18 protein-coding genes and 1 riboswitch are annotated in these 18,398 nt (G+C 54.1%); all 18 genes read left to right on the top strand.

Annotated elements, in window-relative coordinates; translation table 11 throughout:
• The first annotated feature begins 33 nt into the window (after positions 1-33).
• Positions 34-2,601 (top strand): preprotein translocase subunit SecA, encoded by a 2,568-nt coding sequence (gene secA, locus ACLU9Q_RS00090; protein WP_412624483.1) that lies wholly within the window; start codon positions 34-36, stop codon positions 2,599-2,601.
• Between the two features lie 129 nt (positions 2,602-2,730).
• Positions 2,731-3,856, top strand: a protein-coding gene (prfB, locus tag ACLU9Q_RS00085; RefSeq protein ID WP_296839118.1) for a peptide chain release factor 2 whose coding sequence is annotated in 2 segments (ribosomal slippage) — positions 2,731-2,805 and positions 2,807-3,856 — 1,125 coding nt in all. Because the reading frame shifts where the segments join, the coding sequence is not laid out codon by codon here.
• 1 nt (position 3,857) lies between these two features.
• Complete coding sequence (locus ACLU9Q_RS00080; RefSeq protein ID WP_302592875.1) at positions 3,858-5,033, top strand: SPFH domain-containing protein; 1,176 nt, start codon at positions 3,858-3,860, stop codon at positions 5,031-5,033.
• Between the two features lie 3 nt (positions 5,034-5,036).
• On the top strand, positions 5,037-6,125 hold the full coding sequence (locus tag ACLU9Q_RS00075; RefSeq protein ID WP_302592876.1) for a TFIIB-type zinc ribbon-containing protein: 1,089 nt from the start codon (positions 5,037-5,039) through the stop codon (positions 6,123-6,125).
• A complete protein-coding gene (locus ACLU9Q_RS00070; protein ID WP_412624481.1) occupies positions 6,119-6,997 on the top strand; it encodes a TPM domain-containing protein in 879 nt (292 codons plus the stop codon). The genes ACLU9Q_RS00075 and ACLU9Q_RS00070 overlap by 7 nt, the downstream gene beginning before the upstream one ends.
• 33 nt (positions 6,998-7,030) lie before the next feature.
• Complete coding sequence (locus tag ACLU9Q_RS00065) at positions 7,031-7,471, top strand: ACT domain-containing protein (RefSeq protein ID WP_296838649.1); 441 nt, start codon at positions 7,031-7,033, stop codon at positions 7,469-7,471.
• A 23-nt stretch (positions 7,472-7,494) separates the two neighbouring features.
• On the top strand, positions 7,495-8,715 hold the full coding sequence (locus ACLU9Q_RS00060; RefSeq protein WP_412624479.1) for a homoserine dehydrogenase: 1,221 nt from the start codon (positions 7,495-7,497) through the stop codon (positions 8,713-8,715).
• Positions 8,716-8,795: 80 nt separating this feature from the next.
• The gene (locus tag ACLU9Q_RS00055) at positions 8,796-9,998 is read left to right on the top strand and encodes a cofactor-independent phosphoglycerate mutase (RefSeq protein ID WP_302592881.1); all 1,203 of its coding nucleotides are present in this window, start codon (positions 8,796-8,798) and stop codon (positions 9,996-9,998) included.
• A 25-nt stretch (positions 9,999-10,023) separates the two neighbouring features.
• Positions 10,024-12,174 (top strand): Tex family protein, encoded by a 2,151-nt coding sequence (locus ACLU9Q_RS00050; RefSeq protein WP_302592882.1) that lies wholly within the window; start codon positions 10,024-10,026, stop codon positions 12,172-12,174.
• Positions 12,175-12,291: 117 nt separating this feature from the next.
• Positions 12,292-12,409: riboswitch (FMN riboswitch) on the top strand.
• 165 nt (positions 12,410-12,574) lie between these two features.
• Positions 12,575-13,207, top strand: a complete 633-nt coding sequence (locus ACLU9Q_RS00045) for an ECF transporter S component (RefSeq protein ID WP_302592883.1) — start codon at positions 12,575-12,577, stop codon at positions 13,205-13,207.
• A gap of 134 nt (positions 13,208-13,341) precedes the next feature.
• Positions 13,342-13,842 carry a YcxB family protein gene (locus ACLU9Q_RS00040; protein ID WP_302592884.1) on the top strand — a complete coding sequence of 167 codons (501 nt, stop codon included), beginning with the start codon at positions 13,342-13,344 and terminating at the stop codon, positions 13,840-13,842.
• 1 nt (position 13,843) lies between these two features.
• Positions 13,844-14,281 carry a tRNA (adenosine(37)-N6)-threonylcarbamoyltransferase complex ATPase subunit type 1 TsaE gene (tsaE, locus tag ACLU9Q_RS00035; protein WP_296838612.1) on the top strand — a complete coding sequence of 146 codons (438 nt, stop codon included), beginning with the start codon at positions 13,844-13,846 and terminating at the stop codon, positions 14,279-14,281.
• A complete protein-coding gene (gene tsaB / locus ACLU9Q_RS00030; RefSeq protein ID WP_302592885.1) occupies positions 14,262-14,978 on the top strand; it encodes a tRNA (adenosine(37)-N6)-threonylcarbamoyltransferase complex dimerization subunit type 1 TsaB in 717 nt (238 codons plus the stop codon). The genes tsaE and tsaB overlap by 20 nt, the downstream gene beginning before the upstream one ends.
• Entirely contained in the window at positions 14,971-15,405 is a 435-nt protein-coding gene (gene rimI / locus ACLU9Q_RS00025) for a ribosomal protein S18-alanine N-acetyltransferase (protein WP_302592886.1), read from the top strand. Before tsaB ends, rimI begins: the two co-directional genes overlap by 8 nt.
• Before the next feature lie 94 nt (positions 15,406-15,499).
• Complete coding sequence (locus ACLU9Q_RS00020; protein ID WP_302592887.1) at positions 15,500-15,724, top strand: hypothetical protein; 225 nt, start codon at positions 15,500-15,502, stop codon at positions 15,722-15,724.
• A gap of 3 nt (positions 15,725-15,727) precedes the next feature.
• Positions 15,728-16,639 carry a ribonuclease Z gene (locus ACLU9Q_RS00015; RefSeq protein WP_296838597.1) on the top strand — a complete coding sequence of 304 codons (912 nt, stop codon included), beginning with the start codon at positions 15,728-15,730 and terminating at the stop codon, positions 16,637-16,639.
• A 12-nt stretch (positions 16,640-16,651) separates the two neighbouring features.
• Entirely contained in the window at positions 16,652-17,680 is a 1,029-nt protein-coding gene (gene tsaD, locus ACLU9Q_RS00010) for a tRNA (adenosine(37)-N6)-threonylcarbamoyltransferase complex transferase subunit TsaD (protein ID WP_412624476.1), read from the top strand.
• Position 17,681: 1 nt separating this feature from the next.
• Positions 17,682-18,380, top strand: coding sequence for a 2-C-methyl-D-erythritol 4-phosphate cytidylyltransferase (ispD, locus tag ACLU9Q_RS00005; RefSeq protein WP_412624475.1), 699 nt, complete (start codon positions 17,682-17,684; stop codon positions 18,378-18,380).
• The last annotated feature ends 18 nt before the right edge of the window (positions 18,381-18,398 follow it).

Here is an 18,398-nt window from a genome sequence, read left to right as displayed (position 1 = left end):
GCAATTTATCTGTAGAATACAGGAGTATTAAGAATGAGTGTTTTTACAAAGCTATTTGGAACCCACAGTGAGCATGAGCTGAAGCGCATCAAACCGCTGGTAGACAAGGTGGAAGCCCTGCGTCCGACGATGCAGGCGCTGTCGGATGAGCAGCTTCGTGCGAAAACCGATGAATATAAAAAGCGTCTGGCGGAGGGCGAGACGCTGGACGACCTCTTGCCGGAGGCATTTGCGACAGTGCGCGAGGCGGCGAAGCGAGCGATCGGTCTGGAGCCGTACCGCGTGCAGATCATCGGCGGCATTATCCTGCACCAGGGACGTATCGCTGAGATGCGCACCGGTGAAGGTAAGACCCTGGTATCCACGCTCCCGGCATACCTGAACGCCCTGGAGGGCAAGGGCGTCCACATCGTCACGGTCAACGACTATCTGGCGCACCGCGACGCCGAGTGGATGGGCAAGGTACATGAATTCCTTGGTCTGACGGTCGGCTGTGTTTTAAACGACATGGACAACGACGAGCGCCGCAAAATGTACAACTGCGACATTACCTACATTACCAACAACGAGCTTGGTTTTGACTACCTGCGTGACAACATGGTGATCTACAAGGAGCAGCTTGTGCAGAGAGGTCTGCACTATGCGATCATCGACGAGGTCGACTCCGTTCTGATCGACGAGGCGCGTACCCCGTTGATCATTTCCGGACAGAGCGGCAAGTCCACGAAGCTCTACGAGGTGGCGGACATTCTGGCACGCCAGCTCCAGCGAGGCGAGGCGAGCGGCGAGGTCACAAAGATGTCGGCGATCATGGGCGAGGAGATCACCGAGACCGGAGATTTCATCGTCAACGAAAAAGACAAGATCGTCACCCTCACGCAGCAGGGTGTGGAAAAGGTAGAGAAATTCTTCCAGATTGAAAACTTCTCCGACGCGGAAAACCTGGAGATCCAGCACAACGTCGATCTGGCGCTGCGCGCAAATTATCTGATGTTCCGCGATCAGGATTACGTGGTAAAGGACGATCAGGTTATGATTGTCGATGAGTTTACCGGACGTATCATGCCGGGACGCCGTTATTCCGACGGCCTTCATCAGGCAATCGAGGCGAAGGAGCATGTGAAGGTAAAGCGCGAGAGCAAGACGCTCGCTACCATCACCTTCCAGAACTTCTTCAATAAATATGACAAAAAGGCGGGCATGACCGGTACGGCGCTCACCGAGGAAAAAGAGTTCCGCGATATCTACGGAATGGACGTTATCGAGATCCCGACCAACAAGCCGGTAGCGCGTGTCGATCTGGATGATGCCGTTTACATGACAAAGAAGGAAAAATACACGGCGGTCGTAAATGCGATCGAGGAAGCGCACGCAAAGGGACAGCCGGTATTGGTCGGCACCATCACGATCGACATTTCCGAGCTGCTTTCCGGTATGCTGAAAAAGCGCGGCATCCCGCACAAGGTACTGAACGCGAAATTCCATGAGCTGGAGGCGGAGATTGTTGCCGACGCCGGCGTGCATGGCGCTGTCACCATCGCTACTAACATGGCTGGCCGTGGTACCGATATCAAGCTGGACGACGTATCCAGAGAGCTTGGCGGTCTGAAGATCATCGGCACGGAGCGTCACGAGTCGCGCCGTATCGACAATCAGCTCCGCGGACGTTCCGGACGTCAGGGCGACCCGGGCGAATCCAGATTCTATATCTCACTGGAGGACGATCTGATGCGCCTGTTCGGCTCCGAGCGTCTGATGGGCGTTTTCCGTTCACTCGGCGTTGCGGAAAACGAGCAGATCGAGCACAAGATGCTGTCCTCATCCATTGAGAAGGCGCAGGAGAAGATCGAGGGCAACAACTACGGCATCCGTAAAAACCTGCTGGAGTACGACCAGGTAAACAACGAGCAGCGTGAGATCATCTATGCGGAGAGACGCCGCGTGCTGGACGGTGAAAACATGCGCGACGCTATCACGAAGATGATTAAGGATGTCATCGGCCGCACCGTCGATATGGTGATCGGCGATCATCAGGATAATTCCGAGTGGGATCTGAATGAATTAAATTCCGTGCTTCTCCCGACGATTCCGCTTGCGCCTGTGAAGGCTGAGGACGTCGCGAAGATGAATAAGAAGGAGCTGAAGGAAAACCTGACCGAACAGGCGCTTGCGCTCTATGCGGAGAAGGAAAAAATGTTCCCGACTCCGGAGGAGATGCGCGAGCTGGAGCGCGTTATCATTCTGAAGGTGATTGACCGCAAGTGGATGGATCACATCGACGATATGGATCAGCTCCGTCAGGGCATCGGTCTGCAGGCTTATGGTCAGAAGGACCCGCTGGTAGAGTACAAGATGAGCGGTTTCGAGATGTTTGACGAGATGACGGCGAACATCCAGCTCGACACGCTGCGTCTGCTGTTCCACGTCCGCGTAGAGGAAAAGGTGGAGCGCGAGGAAGTAGCGAAGGTGACCGGAACGAACAAGGACGATACGCTTGCGAGGGCGCCGCAGAAGCGCGCCGCGGAGAAGGTATACCCGAACGATCCGTGTCCGTGCGGCAGCGGCAAGAAGTATAAACAGTGCTGCGGACGCAAAAAATAAAACAGGTAAGAAAGATATGACGCCAGGTATCTTCGCAGGTATTCCCCCGGAAAGCTATGGGAAGTACAGCGGAAGCCTGGCGCTTGCTTTAAAAGAATGCACATACTTTTATAGAAAGAAGGTGACAGTGTGGTCGAATTAGATCAGTTCCGCTATACGCTCGGAACATACGAAAAACCATTGCTGGAAGTGAGGGATTCACTTTGACCTCGCTAACAAGGAGAAGAGGATCGAAGAATTAGAGCGGAAGATGGAGGAGCCCGATTTCTGGGACGATCCGGAAAGTTCGCAGGAATCTATGAAAACATTAAAGTCGCTCAAGGACGACGTGGAGACCTACGCCGTGCTGCAGGAGCAGTATGAGGAGATTGAGACGCTGATCGAGATGGCGAATGAGGAAAACGACGCCTCGCTGATCCCGGAGATCCAGGAGACGCTGGATTCCTTTATCACGACATTTGACGATATCCGTATCCGCACGCTGCTGTCCGGGGAGTACGACAGGGACGATGCGATCGTGACGCTTCACGCGGGCGCGGGCGGTACCGAGTCCTGCGACTGGGCGGGAATGCTCTATCGCATGTACACGCGCTGGGCGGACAAAAAGGGCTACAGCGTGGAGGTGCTCGACTATCTGGACGGGGAGGAGGCTGGCATTAAATCCGTCACCTTCGAGGTGCGCGGGGAAAATGCCTACGGTTACCTGAAATCCGAGAAGGGCGTACACCGCCTGGTACGGATCTCGCCGTTCAACGCGGCGGGTAAGCGGCAGACCTCGTTTGTGTCCTGCGATGTCATGCCGGATATTGAGGAGGATCTTGACATTGAGATCCGCGACGAGGATCTGCGCATCGACACCTACCGCTCCAGCGGCGCCGGCGGACAGCATATCAACAAGACATCCTCGGCGATCCGTATCACGCATCTGCCCACGAATATCGTGGTGCAGTGCCAGAATGAGCGCTCACAGTTTCAGAATAAGGATAAGGCGATGCAGATGCTCAAAGCGAAGCTTTATCTTTTAAAGCAGCAGGAGAACGCGGAGAAGGTTTCCGGCATCCGCGGAGAGGTGAAGGAGATCGGCTGGGGCAACCAGATCCGCTCCTACGTTATGCAGCCCTACACGATGGTGAAGGATCACCGCACCAATGCGGAATCCGGAAACGTGGACAGCGTAATGGATGGAAATATTGATTTGTTTATCAATGCGTATCTGAAATGGATCGCGCTCGGAACAAAACAGGAGGAGGTATAATATGGGAATTATCAGAACGGCGATCGGTACAGTAAAAAACACCATCAATTCAGCGGTGAACGATCAGTTCCTGGAGGTCGTTGAGCCGGGTGAGATGGGGGAAGGCACCGTACTTACCCAGGGCGTGATGGTGCGCCGCGGCAGCAACCGCCGGGGAACGCCGGACACCATTTCCGACGGCTCTGTGATTCACGTTTACGATAATCAGTTTATGATCCTGACGGACGGCGGCAGGATCATCGATTACACAGCGGAGCCGGGATATTATACGGTAAATAATTCTTCGCTGCCGTCCATGTTCAACGGACAGTTTGACGATGCCCTGCAGGAATCCTTCGCGCGTCTGAAATACGGCGGCACGACGCCGGTGGCGCAAAAGGTTTACTACATTAATCTGCAGGAAATCAAGGGAATCAAATTCGGCACGCGCAATGCGGTCAATTATTTCGACAGCTTCTACAATGCCGAGCTGTTTCTGCGCGCGCACGGCACTTATTCCATAAAAATTACCGACCCGCTGAAATTCTATGCGGAGGCGGTTCCGAGGAATGCCCGTCAGGTGCAGATCGAGGATATCAATGCCCAGTATCTCGCTGAATTTTTAGAGGCGCTGCAGACGGCGATCAACCGGATGTCGGCGGAGGGCATCCGTATTTCCTATGTCTCCTCGAAGGCTTCCGAGCTTGGAAGATATATGGCGGACGTCCTCGATGAAAGCTGGACCAAAACGCGCGGAATGCAGATCCAGGCGGTCGGCATTGCCAGCATTTCCTACGACGAGGAATCCCAGCGGCTCATCAACATGCGCAATCAGGGCGCGATGATGGGCGATCCCAATATCCGCCAGGGCTATGTGCAGTCGGCGGTCGCCGCCGGTATGCAGGCGGCCGGTTCCAACCCGAACGGCGCCGCTGCCGGGTTTATGGGAATGGGCATGGGAATGAACGCGGCGGGCGGCTTCGTCGGTCAGGCGTCCCAGGCGAATATGCAGCAGATGCAGCAAAATGCGCAGATGCCAGGCGGCGCGGCATGGACCTGCTCCTGCGGGGCGGCGAATACCGGCAGATTCTGCTCAAATTGCGGCAGACCTGCGCCGCAGGCAGGCGCGTGGACCTGTTCCTGCGGAGCCGTGAACAACGGAAACTTCTGCAGCCAGTGCGGAAAGCCGCGTGCATAGCCTATGTCTGCGATCAGTTATAAGTGTCCAAACTGCGGCGGCGATCTGCGCTTTGATTCGTCGTCGCAGAAATATAAATGTGAATACTGTATCTCCCTTTTCTCCCAGGAGGAGTTAGAGGCGGCAAATCCGCAGGCATCCAGGGAAAAAAACGAAGCGCCGCATATGCATTCCAGGCAGCGTGCGCAGGAGGCTTCGCAGGGCAGCGGCGAGGAGCAGGGAGCAGTCGTATATGCCTGCCCAAGCTGCGGCGCGGAAATCGTCACGGACGCCACGACGGCGGCGACCTTCTGCTATTACTGCCACAATCCGGTCGTGCTGCAGGGGAAGCTCTCAGGAGAGTACGAGCCAGATCTTGTGATTCCCTTTGCGGTGGACAAAAAGGAGGCAGTGGACAGCTTTTTAAAATATGTCCGCAGCAAAAAATTTGTCCCGCGGGATTTCTTCTGCAAGGAGCAGATCGAGAAGATCAGCGGCGTCTATTTCCCGTTCTGGGTCTATTCCTGCTCGGCAAAGGGGCAGTGGAATGGAAATGGGGATCAGGTGCGCGTCTGGCGGATGGGCGATCTGGAGTACACGGAGACGAAGGTTTTTGATGTGGAGCGGACCGCAGAGCTTGATTTCCGAAATCTGACGCGCGACGCGCTCAATAAGGAAAACAGGCAGCTTGTGGAGGCGGTGCAGCCGTTTCGGATAGAAGAGGCGAAGAAGTTTTCGATGGGCTATCTGTCCGGTTTTCTTGCGGAAAAGCGCGATATTGAAAAGTCGGAGCTGTCGGAGGGACTCAAAGGAGAGGTCCGGGATTATGCGGAAAAGATGATGCGCGCCAGCGTGTCCGGCTATATGACGACGCGGACGCGCGACACAAACGTCAGAATGCGAGAGGAAAGCTGGAAATATCTGCTTTTGCCGGTGTGGGTGCTGACCTATAAGGGAGCGGACGGAAAGCTTTATTATTATGCGATGAACGGACAGACGCGAAAGGTCTGCGGTGTGCTTCCGCTTGATAAGGGGCGCATGGCGATGCTGTTTCTCGGCATTTTCCTGCCGCTGTTTCTGCTTCTGCTGATGGGAGGGTACTTCTTATGGTAGAGAGACGGACGGTTACATACGATAAATATACGGAAAGGCTTCGTGCGCTGCAGCGTTTCTGCCTGCTTGCCGTCGTGTGTCTGCTGTTTGCGGGCAGCGCCGTTTGTGCGCAGGCATCCGAGCATGTCTTTGATATTGCGGATCTGTTTTCCACTTCAGAGACAAACCGGCTCTCTGAGCTGGCGGAGGAACTGGAGGAGACATACGATATGAATTTTCTGATGCTCACGTTAGACGATGCGAATGGGCGCTCCTCACGTGATGCGGCGGAATATTTTTATGAGAGCGGCGGGTATGATTCCAACGGAAAAAGAGGCGGGATCGTGCTCCTCATTGATCTCGACAACCGTGAGCTGAACCTGGTGACGAACGGGGAGATGATCCTCTATATCACCGACGCGCGCGAAGAGCGCATTTATGACGCTGGCTATGAGTATGCGTCGGAGGGCGATTACGGCGAGGCGATGATCGCTATGCTTGAGCAGACGGCTGCCTATATGAAAAAGGGCATCCCGGATAATCAGTATACATACGACACAGAAACAGGGCGGATCGTGCGTCATCGCAGCATTTCCTTAAGTGACTGGCTGCTTGCGGCGGGGATCGCTGTGCTTTGCGCTTCCTTTGCCTGCTTCTTTCTGTATCGGAGATACCGCAGGGTCGAACAATATGAGTATTCCATCGGGCAGAATGCCGATATCCGCATAACGGGAAAGGAGGACCGTCTGGTCAACCAGTTTGTGACGCACAGACGGATCCCGAGAGATCCGCCGCCGGATGGCGGTTCGGGCGGCTCTTCCGCCGGGCGCAGCTCCACACATACCTCCGGCGGAGGAGGAACCTTCGGCGGCGGACACGGAAGGAGCTTTTAAGACGGACAGCAGAAGAAGGGCAAAGGAGGCGTTATGGTACAGCATCAGTATTACGTGGTAAAGGAAAGGGCGGTTCCGGAGGTGCTTCTGAAGGTGGTAGAGGCGAAGCGCCTGCTGGAGTCGGAGCGCGCAGCTACCGTGCAGGATGCGGCGGAGGCTGTGGGCATCAGCCGCAGCTCGTTTTATAAATACAAGGACGATATTTTCCCGTTTCACGAAAACACCAAGGGGAAGAATATCACCTTTATTCTTCAGATGGATGACGAGCCGGGGCTGCTGTCGGAGGTTTTAAATATTATTGCGGGCTTTAAGGCAAACGTTCTGACCATCCATCAGACCATCCCCATCAATGGCATTGCCTCGCTCACGCTGGGCATTGATATTCTGCCGATCACGGGGGACACCATGGAAATGTTTGCGAAAATAGAAAATCTGCCGGGCATCCATTATCTGAAGATTCTCGGCCGGGAATAAACAAAAATCAGGAGGAGGACATTATGATCAACATTGCAGTACTGGGATACGGCACCGTGGGCTCTGGCGTCGTGGAGGTTATCAACACGAACCACAGCAGTATCAACAAAAAAGCCGGGGAGGAGATCAACATCAAGTACGTGCTGGATCTGCGCGACTTTGAGGGCGACCCGATCCAGGAAAAGATCGTACACGACTTTAATATCATTTTGAATGATCCGGAAATCAAAATCGTGGTGGAGGTAATGGGCGGTCTGGAGCCGGCATATACCTTTACAAAGCAGTCGCTGCTTGCCGGCAAGAGCGTCTGCACATCCAACAAGGAGCTGGTGGCGAAGCATGGCGCGGAGCTTCTGGAGATGGCGAAGGAGCGGAATATCAACTATTTGTTTGAGGCGAGCTGCGGAGGCGGCATCCCGATCATCCGTCCCTTAAATTCTTCGCTGACGGCAGATGAGATCGACGAGATCGCCGGGATCTTAAACGGAACGACAAACTATATGCTGACCAAGATGGCGACTGAGGGGCGCGAGTATGCCGATGTGCTGAAGGAGGCGCAGGAGAAGGGCTATGCGGAGCGCAACCCGGCGGCGGATGTGGAAGGGTACGATGCCTGCCGCAAAATCGCGATCCTTTCCTCGCTTGCATTTGGACGTCAGGTAGATTTTGAAGATATTTATACCGAGGGAATCACGAATATCACGGCGATGGATTTCCGATATGCAAAAGAGATGGGCAAGGCGATCAAGCTGCTGGGCTTCAGCAAAAAGGTCGGTGAGAGCTTTTACGCGATGGTTGCCCCGGCGCTGGTGGATCCCGATGATCCGCTGTACAGCGTAAACGGCGTGTTTAATGCAATTTTTGTGCATGGGAATGTTCTTGGCGACGCAATGTTTTACGGGCGCGGGGCAGGCAAGCTGCCGACGGCGAGCGCCGTTGTCTCCGACGTCATCGACGAGGCAAAGCATCTGCACCGCAGCATTATGGCGTTCTGGAGCAGCCGCAAGCTGGAGCTGACCGATATCAGCAATTCCCAGCGGCGTTTCTTTGTGCGCGCGGAAGGAAAACTGGAGACGGAGCGCGCACGTGTGGAGGAAATTTTCGGAAGCGTACAGTTTATACAGCTTCCGGATCTGAGAGAAGAATTTGGCTTTACGACCAGTGTTATGACGGAGGCGGAATATGCGGCGAGGGCAGAGCGACTTGGCAGCGTGATCAACCGCATCCGTATCCGCCACATGTAAGCGCGGAAAACTGCGGACGGCTATATAAAGAAGATCCTTTGGATCTGGTCAAAGAGAATACAGGAAAGAAGAGGAATCGTATGAAATATATCGTAGTTTTGGGTGACGGCATGGCGGATGAGCCGATCGACGCCCTGGAGGGAAAGACACCGCTGGAATATGCAAAGACGCCGGCTATGGATGCGCTTGCCGTGCAGTCGGAGATCGGACTTCTGCATACGATCCCGGAGGGAATGAAGCCGGGAAGTGACACGGCAAACCTCTCCGTGATGGGATATGACCCGAAGATTTATTATTCCGGGCGTTCTCCGCTGGAGGCACTCAGTATCGGGGTGCCGATGAAGGACACGGATGTTGCGCTTCGCTGCAATATCGTCACGCTGTCCGAGGAGGAGCCTTACGAGGAGAAAATCATGATCGACCACAGCTCCGGGGAGATTTCTACGGAGGACGCGGCGGTGCTGCTGCATGCGGTGCAGCAGGAGCTGGAGAGGGACGGCTATCATTTTTATGTCGGCACCAGCTACCGTCACTGTCTGATCTGGGAAAACGGCGCGGTGGTCCCGCTTTCACAGCCGCACGATATCCTGACGCAGCGCATCGGGGAATACCTGCCGCAGGATGTGGTTCTTCGCGAAATGCAGAAGAAGAGCTATGATATCCTGGCAGACCATCCGATCAATGTGGAACGCAAAAAACGGGGGCTGAACCCGGCAAACAGCTGCTGGTTCTGGGGTGCCGGCACAAAGCCTGCCCTTACCTCATTTGAAGAAAAATATCATAAAAAAGGCGTGATGATCTCCGCAGTCGATCTTTTAAAGGGTATCGCGGTCGGCGCAGGTATGAAAAATATTTCCGTGGAGGGCGCGAACGGCGGCCTGCACACAAATTATCTGGGCAAAGCACAGGCGGCGGTGGACGCGGTGCTGAAGGACGGCTATGATTTTGCTTACATCCATGTGGAGGCGCCGGATGAGATGGGGCACCAGGGAAGTGTGGAGCGTAAGATCCAGTCCATCGAGTATCTGGATGAGCAGGTGGTAAAACCGGTTTACGAGCAGATGATGGCGTCCGGGGAGGCGTTCCGGCTGCTGGTACTTCCGGATCATCCGACGCCGATCCGTGTGCGCACGCACACCTCCGATCCGGTTCCGTATCTGCTTTTTGACAGCACGGCGCCGCGGCGGGAATCCTGGAAATACAACGAGCGGGAAGCGAAGGCGAGCGGAAATTATATGGCAAAAGGGCACGAGATGATGCAGTATCTTCTGGGTGCCAACTGACAAAACAGCAGGAGTTTAGAAACGCATGGATATCAATAAAAAACTTGCGGAGGAGCTTGGCGTCGCCGTCTGGCAGACAGAGGCGGCGGTAAAACTGATCGATGAGGGAAACACGATCCCCTTTATCGCCCGTTACCGGAAAGAGGCGACCGGCACGCTGGACGATGAGCAGCTCCGCAAATTATTTGAACGCCTCACCTATCTGCGCAATCTGGAGGAGAAAAAGGAACAGGTGCTCTCCAGTATTGAGGAGCAGGGAAAGCTTACGGAGGAATTGAAAAAGCAGATTCTGGCGGCGGAGACGCTGGTGGTGGTGGACGATCTGTACCGTCCGTACCGCCCGAAGCGGCGCACGCGCGCGACGATTGCGAAGGAAAAGGGACTGGAAGGACTTGCGAATATTCTGCTGCTGCAGCGGACGGCAAAGACGCTGGAGCAGGAGGCACAGCCGTTTATCGATCCGGAAAAGGAAGTAAATACGGCAGAGGAAGCGGTGCAGGGCGCGATGGATATCATCGCTGAAAACATCTCCGATGAAGCCGATTATCGCATCCGCATCCGTGAGATGACAGAAAAAGAAGGGCTTTTGACGGCGTCCGCGAAGGAAGAAGGCGTGGAGTCGGTTTACGAGATGTATTATCAGTTTTCGGAACCGGTGCCAAAGCTTGCCGGACACCGCATTCTCGCGATCAATCGCGGTGAAAAGGAAAAGATTCTTAATGTGAAGCTGGAGGCGCCGGAGGAGAAAATTCTGCGCTTCCTGGAGAAAAAGGTCATCACCCGCGACAATCCGGTGACGACGCCGGTTTTGAAGGAGACGGTTGCAGACAGCTACAAGCGTCTGATCGCGCCTGCGATCGAGCGCGAGGTTCGCAGCGCGCTTACGGAGAAGGCGGAGGATGGCGCGATCTCCGTATTCGGAAAGAATCTCACCCAGCTTCTGATGCAGCCGCCGATCGCCGGACAGGTTGTGCTCGGCTGGGACCCGGCGTTCCGCACGGGCTGTAAGCTTGCGGTAGTCGACGCCACCGGGAAGGTGCTTGACACGACGGTGATCTACCCGACCGCCCCGACAAACGAGCAGAAGATCCGTGCGGCGAAGGATACGTTAAAGCGTCTGATCAGCAAATATCATGTCACACTGATCTCTCTTGGAAACGGCACGGCGTCCCGCGAATCCGAGCAGATCATTGTGGAGCTTTTAAAAGAGATACCGGTTCCGGTACAGTATGTGATCACGAACGAGGCGGGCGCCTCCGTCTATTCTGCGAGCAAGCTGGCGACGGAGGAATTTCCGAATTTTGATGTCGGGCAGCGCAGCGCCGCGTCCATCGCAAGGCGCGTCCAGGACCCGCTGGCGGAGCTGGTAAAAATTGACCCGAAGTCCATCGGCGTCGGACAGTACCAGCACGATATGAATCAGAAAAAGCTCGGCGAGACGCTGGAGGGCGTCGTTGAGGATTGCGTAAATAAGGTGGGCGTGGATCTGAATACCGCCTCCGCCTCGCTTTTGGAATACGTTTCCGGTATCACGAAGACGATCGCGAAAAACATTGTGGCGTACCGTGAGGAAAATGGCAGATTTACCGATCGGAAGCAGCTTTTAAAGGTGGGCAAGCTCGGTCCGAAGGCATTTGAGCAGTGCGCGGGCTTCCTGCGCATATCCGGTGGGAAAAATCCGCTGGACGGCACCAGCGTGCACCCGGAGACATACCCGGCGGCACAGCAGCTCCTCGAAAAGCTTGGTTATACACTGGAGGACGTCGCGGCGAGAAAACTGGGCGGTCTTTCGAAGAAGGTGCGCGACTACAAAAAGCTTTCTGCGGAGCTTGGTGTCGGCGAGATCACTCTGCGCGATATCGTAAAGGAGCTGGAAAAGCCGGCACGCGACCCGCGTGACGAGATGCCAAAGCCGATCCTGCGCACCGACGTACTGGACATGAAGGACCTGAAGCCCGGCATGATCCTAAAAGGAACCGTGCGCAATGTTATCGACTTCGGCGTGTTCGTGGACATCGGCGTCCACCAGGACGGACTCGTCCATATCTCCCAGATTACCGACAAAAAATTCATCAAACACCCGCTGGAGGCAGTCAGCGTCGGCGATATCGTGGAGGTAAAGGTATTGAGCGTGGATGTTGCGCGAAAGCGGATACAGCTTACGATGAAGCTTTAGGTACCGTTCACGTCAGCCTCAAACACCTTTTCGTGTTACAATCTTCACCTTTTCGTGCGGCGTGAAAAAATGCTTGCATAATATCCTGCAAGGGTTTATAATACCACTAATTGAAAAGGAAATCTTCGGGGCAGGGTGAGATTCCCTACCGGCGGTATAGTCCGCGACCCGCTTCGGCGGCTGAATTGGTGCAATTCCAATACCGACAGTATAGTCTGGATGAGAGAAGATGGAACATAGTTTTTACTGTGCGTAAATTTACCCCGGATTAATTTATCCGGGGTTTTTTCTGCAGTCAAAATTCCGCAGCAGGCTGCGCTCTGCCGGATTTTTTGGCTTCTGCGGAAAATATTTTCGAAGCTTTCCGGATCAAGCAAAAAAGAAAAGGAGAGGAAGAAACATGAGCAGTAACACAAACACAGTGGCGGCATCTGCCGCAAAGAGCAACATTCGCAACATGGTCGTGATCGCAATGCTGGGGGCAGTAGCAATGATTTTGCAGCTGTTTGAATTCCCGCTTTGGTTTGCGCCGAGCTTCTACGAGATTGATTTAAGCGAGGTGCCGGTGATGATCGGCAGCTTTGCGCTTGGACCGGTAGCGGGCGCGCTGATCGAGCTGGTGAAAAACCTGCTGAAGCTTGTGATCAAGGGCACTAATACAGCATTTGTGGGCGATATCGCCAATTATCTTATCGGCTGCGCGCTGGTGGTCCCGGCAGGAATCATCTACAAGCGGAAGAAGAGCAAAAAGAACGCGATCATCGGTATGGCGGCGGGCACCCTGTTTATGACGATCGCGGGCTGCTTTATCAATGCGTATGTGCTGCTTCCGGCGTACAGCAAGGCATTTGGAATGCCGATCGATGCGTTGGTGGGAATGGGCACGGCGGTGAATCCGGCGATCACAGGTCTCGGTACCTTTGTGATCCTGGCAGTGGCGCCGTTTAATATCATCAAAGGCATCGCGGTATCCGTCGTTACGCTGCTTTTATACAAATACATCAGTCCGATCCTCAAGGGACAGACGGTGTAAAAGACACAAAACCCTGTGCAAATCAAGGGGACACAAAACCCTGTGCAAATCAAGGTTGTAAGAGCGAAAACAGTGTGTTATAATGCTACGTGTTATAACATACTGTTTTTTTCGTTTGAAAAGAGGTATTGCGTATGAGTGCAGAATTTGAAGTGAAAATGACGCCGAAAATTTTATTTGATTTTCAGCTTTTCCACACGTACCACAGCTTTTCCGGCATTTTTAGTATTCTGTTTGGCATCGGGACGCTGATTCTTGCGATTGTCACCTTCGGGGATGTTTCCGGGGCGATGACGGCGGTTTATCTGCTGTTTACGGTGTATCTGCTTCCGCTGCAGCCGGTGATGCTGTATTTTCGCGCGGCGAAGCAGGCAAAGCTAAGCCCGGTATTTCAAAAGCCGCTTACTTACGTGGTAAGCGACGAGGGAATCACCAGCACACAGGAGGAGAACGAGGCGCATATCACCTGGGAGCAGATTTTAAGTGTGAAGGAGACAAAGAACAGTCTCTTATTGTACACGGGAAAGCGCTATTGCTCTATCCTGCCGCGGGAGAGCATGGGAAGTCAGATTACCGTGGTGCTTGGATTGATCAGGAAGCATGTAAAAGCAGAGAAGATTAAGGTTGGAGAGTAAAATGATACTGGAAACATGGAGTGAGCAGGAGACCTTTGACGCGGGCAGACGGCTTGGAGAGCAGGCGGCGCCGGGGCAGATTTTTGCGCTGCTCGGCGATCTCGGAACGGGAAAAACGGTCTTTACAAAGGGAATGGCAGCGGGGCTTGGCATAGAAGAGCCGGTGAGCAGTCCTACCTTCACTATCGTGCAGATCTATGAGGAGGGAAGGCTTCCACTGTACCATTTTGACGTCTACCGTATCGCTGATCCCGAGGAGATGGAGGAGATCGGGTATGAGGATTGCTTTTTCGGAGAGGGCGTCTGCCTGGTGGAATGGGCGGATCTGATCGGGGAGCTGATGCCGGAAAATACGGTCTGGATACGTATCGAAAAGGATCTGGAAAAGGGATTTGATTATCGGAGGATTGAGGTAACATATGAGAATTCTGGGAATTGACAGCTCGGGGCTGGTAGCGTCCGTGGCCGTGGTGGAGGACGACAGGCTTCTGGCGGAATATACCGTAAACTATAAAAAAACACATTCGCAGACGCTGCTGCCGATGCTGGACGAGATCGTCCGCATGACGGAGCTTGATTTAAAGACGATCGATGCGATCGCGGTTGCAGCGGGGCCGGGTTCGTTTACAGGGCTTCGCATTGGCTCGGCGACAGCAAAGGGGCTTGGACTTGCACTTGGGACGCCGCTGATTGCCGTGCCGACTGTGGAGGCGCTTGCGTACAATCTCTGGGGCACCGACAAACGGATCTGCCCGCTGATGGATGCACGCAGAAACCAGGTGTACACTGGTATTTATGCGTTTTATGGCGAGGAAATGCAGACACTGGAGGGACAGATGGCTGTGGGAGTGGAGGAGCTTGCGCAGAAGCTGAACCGGATGGGACGGGAGGTGATCTTCCTTGGCGATGGCGTTCCGGTGTACCGCGACCTTCTGGAGCAGTGCGTGACGGTAAAACACAGCTATGCGCCGGCGCACTTAAACAAACAGCGCGCGGGAGCGGTGGCGGCTCTTGGAATGATCTATGCGCGTCAGGGAAAACTGCAGACGGCGGCGGAGCATCAGCCGGATTACCTGCGGCTCTCGCAGGCGGAGCGGGAGCGCGCGGAAAAGAAGGCGGAGAAAGCGCATGATTGAGATTGCCGGAATGCAGATGGAGGATCTGGCGGAGGTCGCCGCGATTGAAAAAAGTATTTTTTCGCAGCCCTGGTCTGAAAACGGGTTTGCTGCATCCCTGCAGTCGAAGGATACGCTGTATCTGACGGCGCGGCTTGACGGGAAGATTGCCGGCTACTGCGGATTTCTGCAGTCGTTTGACGAGGCGGATATTACCAACGTGGCGGTGAAGGAGAGCTGTCGGCGCCGGGGCGTGGCGGAGACAATGCTGGCGGAGCTTATAAAAAGGGGCGCGGCGCGCGGCGTCACAGCGTTTACGCTGGAGGTGCGGCGCAGCAATGCAGGCGCGATCGCACTCTATGAAAAGCTGGGCTTTGTAAATTGCGGAATCCGCAGGAATTTTTATGAAAAACCGGCGGAGGATGCCGTTATTATGTGGAAGCGCTGACAGCAATTCACTATGGGAAAGAAGCGGCTCGTCCGGTATAATTCTTTTGAAGGATGCTGGCAAAAGAACGGCAGAGATCAGAGGAGGATATCAGATGAAAAGCGAAATGGAAATCCGCTGCAATATGTGCGGCAAAAAAATAGAACAGAAACAGGACATGCCCATGGAGGACTTTGCTTCTGTGAAGAAAGCCTGGGGATATTTTTCAAAAAAAGATGGAACAGTGCAGGAATTTGATCTGTGCGAGGCGTGCTGGGACGCGCTCCTTCGCCGGTTTCAGATTCCGGTTACGGAGACGGAGCTAAAGGAGATGCTGTAAAAGATGTTGGATGTGTGCTTGCTTGGATGCGGCGGGATGATGCCGCTGCCATACCGCTGGCTGACTTCGCTGATGGTGCGGTACAACGGAAGCAGTATGTTGATCGACTGCGGAGAGGGAACACAGATTGCGATTAAGGAAAAGGGCTGGAGCTTTAAGCCGATAGACGTCATTTGCTTTACGCATTATCACGGCGATCATATCAGCGGGCTGCCGGGACTTCTGCTCAGCATGGGAAATGCGGAGCGCACGGAACCGCTCACGCTCATTGGCCCGAAGGGGCTGGAGCGGGTGGTAAACGCGCTGCGCGTCATTGCGCCGGAGCTGCCGTTTTCGATTATATTTAAGGAGATAACGCATCCGGAGGAGGCTTTTGAGATAAACGGCTGCCGGATAACGGCTTACCGTGTGAACCATAATGTGCTGTGTTATGGGTACTGCCTGGAGATCGATCGCGCCGGTAAATTCGACGTAGAGCGCGCAAAGGCACAGGAGATCCCGATGAAGTTCTGGAACCGGCTGCAGAAGGGGGAGACACTGACGGAAGACGGCAGGACCTTCACGCCGGATATGGTGCTTGGAAAAAACAGAAAAGGCTTAAAGGTCGCATATTGTACGGATACCAGACCGACGAAATCCATTGTGGAGCATGCGGCAGGTGCCGATCTGTTTATCTGCGAGGGGATGTACGGGGAACCTGGCAAGGAGCAGAAGGCCATCGAGTATAAGCATATGACATTCAAAGAGGCGGCTCATCTTGCAAAGGAAGCACAGGTGAAGGAAATGTGGCTTACACACTACAGCCCGTCGCTTGCGAGACCGGAGGAATTTTTGGACACTGCGCGCAAGATATTTCCGGCGACGTACCCGGGAAAAGACGGAAAGACAGTTGAGCTGTTGTTTGAGGAAGAATAAGAGGTTGGTTTCATGAAAGAGGAAAAGGATATTCTCATACTTGCGATAGAAAGCTCCTGCGACGAGACGGCGGCGGCGGTAGTGAAGAACGGCAGGGAGGTGCTGTCGAATATCATATCGTCGCAGATCGAGCTGCATAAGCTTTACGGGGGCGTTGTGCCGGAGATTGCCTCCCGCAAACATATTGAAAAGATTAATCAGGTGATTGAGGAGGCACTCCAGAGCGCGCACGTTACGCTGGATGATCTCGATGCGATCGGCGTGACCTACGGACCGGGGCTTGTCGGTGCGCTTCTGGTGGGAGTTGCCGAGGCGAAGGCGATCAGCTATGCAAAAAATCTGCCGCTGGTGGGTGTGCATCATATTGAAGGGCATATCTCCGCTAATTTTATTGAAAATAAGGAATTGGAGCCGCCGTTTCCCTGTCTTGTGGTATCCGGCGGTCATACGCATCTTGTGATCGTGGAGGATTACGGGAAGTACCGTATCCTTGGAAGAACGCGCGACGACGCCGCCGGAGAGGCGTTTGACAAGGTGGCGCGCGCGATCGGACTTGGTTATCCGGGCGGACCGAAGATCGATAAGCTGGCAAAAGAAGGAAATGCAGACGCGATCGCATTCCCAAAAGCGCATGTGGCGGAGGCACCGTATGATTTCAGCTTCAGCGGGCTGAAATCAGCAGTGCTGAATTATCTGAACGGCTGCCGGATGCGCGGGGAGGAAATCTGTCAGGCGGATGTCGCCGCTTCTTTTCAGAAGGCGGTGGTAGAGGTGCTGGTGGAGCATGCGATGATGGCGGTAAAAGAATACGGCTTTGATAAGCTGGCGATCGCGGGCGGAGTGGCGTCAAATTCCGCTCTGCGCGGGGCGATGCAGCAGGCGTGTGAGAAGAATCATATCCAATTCTACTATCCGTCGCCGATCTTATGCACCGACAATGCAGCTATGATTGGAGCTGCGGCTTATTATGAGTATATCAATGGAACACGCAGCGGCCTTGATTTGAACGCGGTTCCGAATTTGAAGCTTGGGGAGCGGTAAGATGACGGAAAAGAATGTGGCGATCGTGCTTTCAGCAGGGCGTGGAAAGCGGATGAACTGCGAAACGGCGAAGCAGTATCTTATGATAAAGGAAAAGCCTGTGATCTGGTATTCTCTTCAGGCGTTTGAACAGTGCCCGTTTATTGACGAGATCGTGCTGGTTAGCGGGGAAAGGGATATTGCCTTTTGCCGGGAACAGATTGTGGAGAAATACGGGTTTCAGAAAGTAAACAGAATTGTTGCAGGCGGGAAGGAACGCTATCATTCGGTTTATAATGGGCTTCATGCGATAGAGGACTGTACGTTCGTCTATATTCACGACGGGGCGCGGCCGTTTCTGACGCAGGAGATTTTGCTGCGCGCGCGGGAGGCAGTCCGCGAATATCACGCGTGCGTGGTGGGAATGCCGGTAAAGGATACGATCAAGATCAGCGATAAAGAGGGCTTTGGCGTGCAGACGCCGGACCGCTCGCTCGTCTGGCAGGTGCAGACGCCGCAGGTATTTGCTTACCCGTTGATCCGCAAGGCATACGATGATCTTATGGAAGCGTTGCAAAATGGGCTTGAAACGGTGATCACGGATGACGCAATGGTTGTGGAACGCATGACGGAACAGAAAGTAAAGCTGGTGGAAGGGGCTTATTCTAACATCAAGATCACCACGCCGGAGGATCTGGTGATTGCAGAAAATTTTTGTTAAAAAAATGAAAATTATTGT

The sequence above is a fragment of the Marvinbryantia sp. genome (genome assembly GCF_047017445.1).
Taxonomy (GTDB): domain Bacteria; phylum Bacillota; class Clostridia; order Lachnospirales; family Lachnospiraceae; genus Marvinbryantia.
This window is presented reverse-complemented; position numbering and strand designations above follow the sequence as displayed.

Bases quoted from the DNA above. Each gene is read 5' to 3' on its own strand.
- secA (WP_412624483.1), top strand. From the start codon at position 34: ATGAGTGTTTTTACAAAGCTATTTGGAACCCACAGTGAGCATGAGCTG.
- ACLU9Q_RS00080 (WP_302592875.1), top strand. From the start codon at position 3,858: ATGGGAATTATCAGAACGGCGATCGGTACAGTAAAAAACACCATCAAT.
- ACLU9Q_RS00075 (WP_302592876.1), top strand. From the start codon at position 5,037: ATGTCTGCGATCAGTTATAAGTGTCCAAACTGCGGCGGCGATCTGCGC.
- ACLU9Q_RS00070 (WP_412624481.1), top strand. From the start codon at position 6,119: ATGGTAGAGAGACGGACGGTTACATACGATAAATATACGGAAAGGCTT.
- ACLU9Q_RS00065 (WP_296838649.1), top strand. From the start codon at position 7,031: ATGGTACAGCATCAGTATTACGTGGTAAAGGAAAGGGCGGTTCCGGAG.
- ACLU9Q_RS00060 (WP_412624479.1), top strand. From the start codon at position 7,495: ATGATCAACATTGCAGTACTGGGATACGGCACCGTGGGCTCTGGCGTC.
- ACLU9Q_RS00055 (WP_302592881.1), top strand. From the start codon at position 8,796: ATGAAATATATCGTAGTTTTGGGTGACGGCATGGCGGATGAGCCGATC.
- ACLU9Q_RS00050 (WP_302592882.1), top strand. From the start codon at position 10,024: ATGGATATCAATAAAAAACTTGCGGAGGAGCTTGGCGTCGCCGTCTGG.
- ACLU9Q_RS00045 (WP_302592883.1), top strand. From the start codon at position 12,575: ATGAGCAGTAACACAAACACAGTGGCGGCATCTGCCGCAAAGAGCAAC.
- ACLU9Q_RS00040 (WP_302592884.1), top strand. From the start codon at position 13,342: ATGAGTGCAGAATTTGAAGTGAAAATGACGCCGAAAATTTTATTTGAT.
- tsaE (WP_296838612.1), top strand. From the start codon at position 13,844: ATGATACTGGAAACATGGAGTGAGCAGGAGACCTTTGACGCGGGCAGA.
- tsaB (WP_302592885.1), top strand. From the start codon at position 14,262: ATGAGAATTCTGGGAATTGACAGCTCGGGGCTGGTAGCGTCCGTGGCC.
- rimI (WP_302592886.1), top strand. From the start codon at position 14,971: ATGATTGAGATTGCCGGAATGCAGATGGAGGATCTGGCGGAGGTCGCC.
- ACLU9Q_RS00020 (WP_302592887.1), top strand. From the start codon at position 15,500: ATGAAAAGCGAAATGGAAATCCGCTGCAATATGTGCGGCAAAAAAATA.
- ACLU9Q_RS00015 (WP_296838597.1), top strand. From the start codon at position 15,728: ATGTTGGATGTGTGCTTGCTTGGATGCGGCGGGATGATGCCGCTGCCA.
- tsaD (WP_412624476.1), top strand. From the start codon at position 16,652: ATGAAAGAGGAAAAGGATATTCTCATACTTGCGATAGAAAGCTCCTGC.
- ispD (WP_412624475.1), top strand. From the start codon at position 17,682: ATGACGGAAAAGAATGTGGCGATCGTGCTTTCAGCAGGGCGTGGAAAG.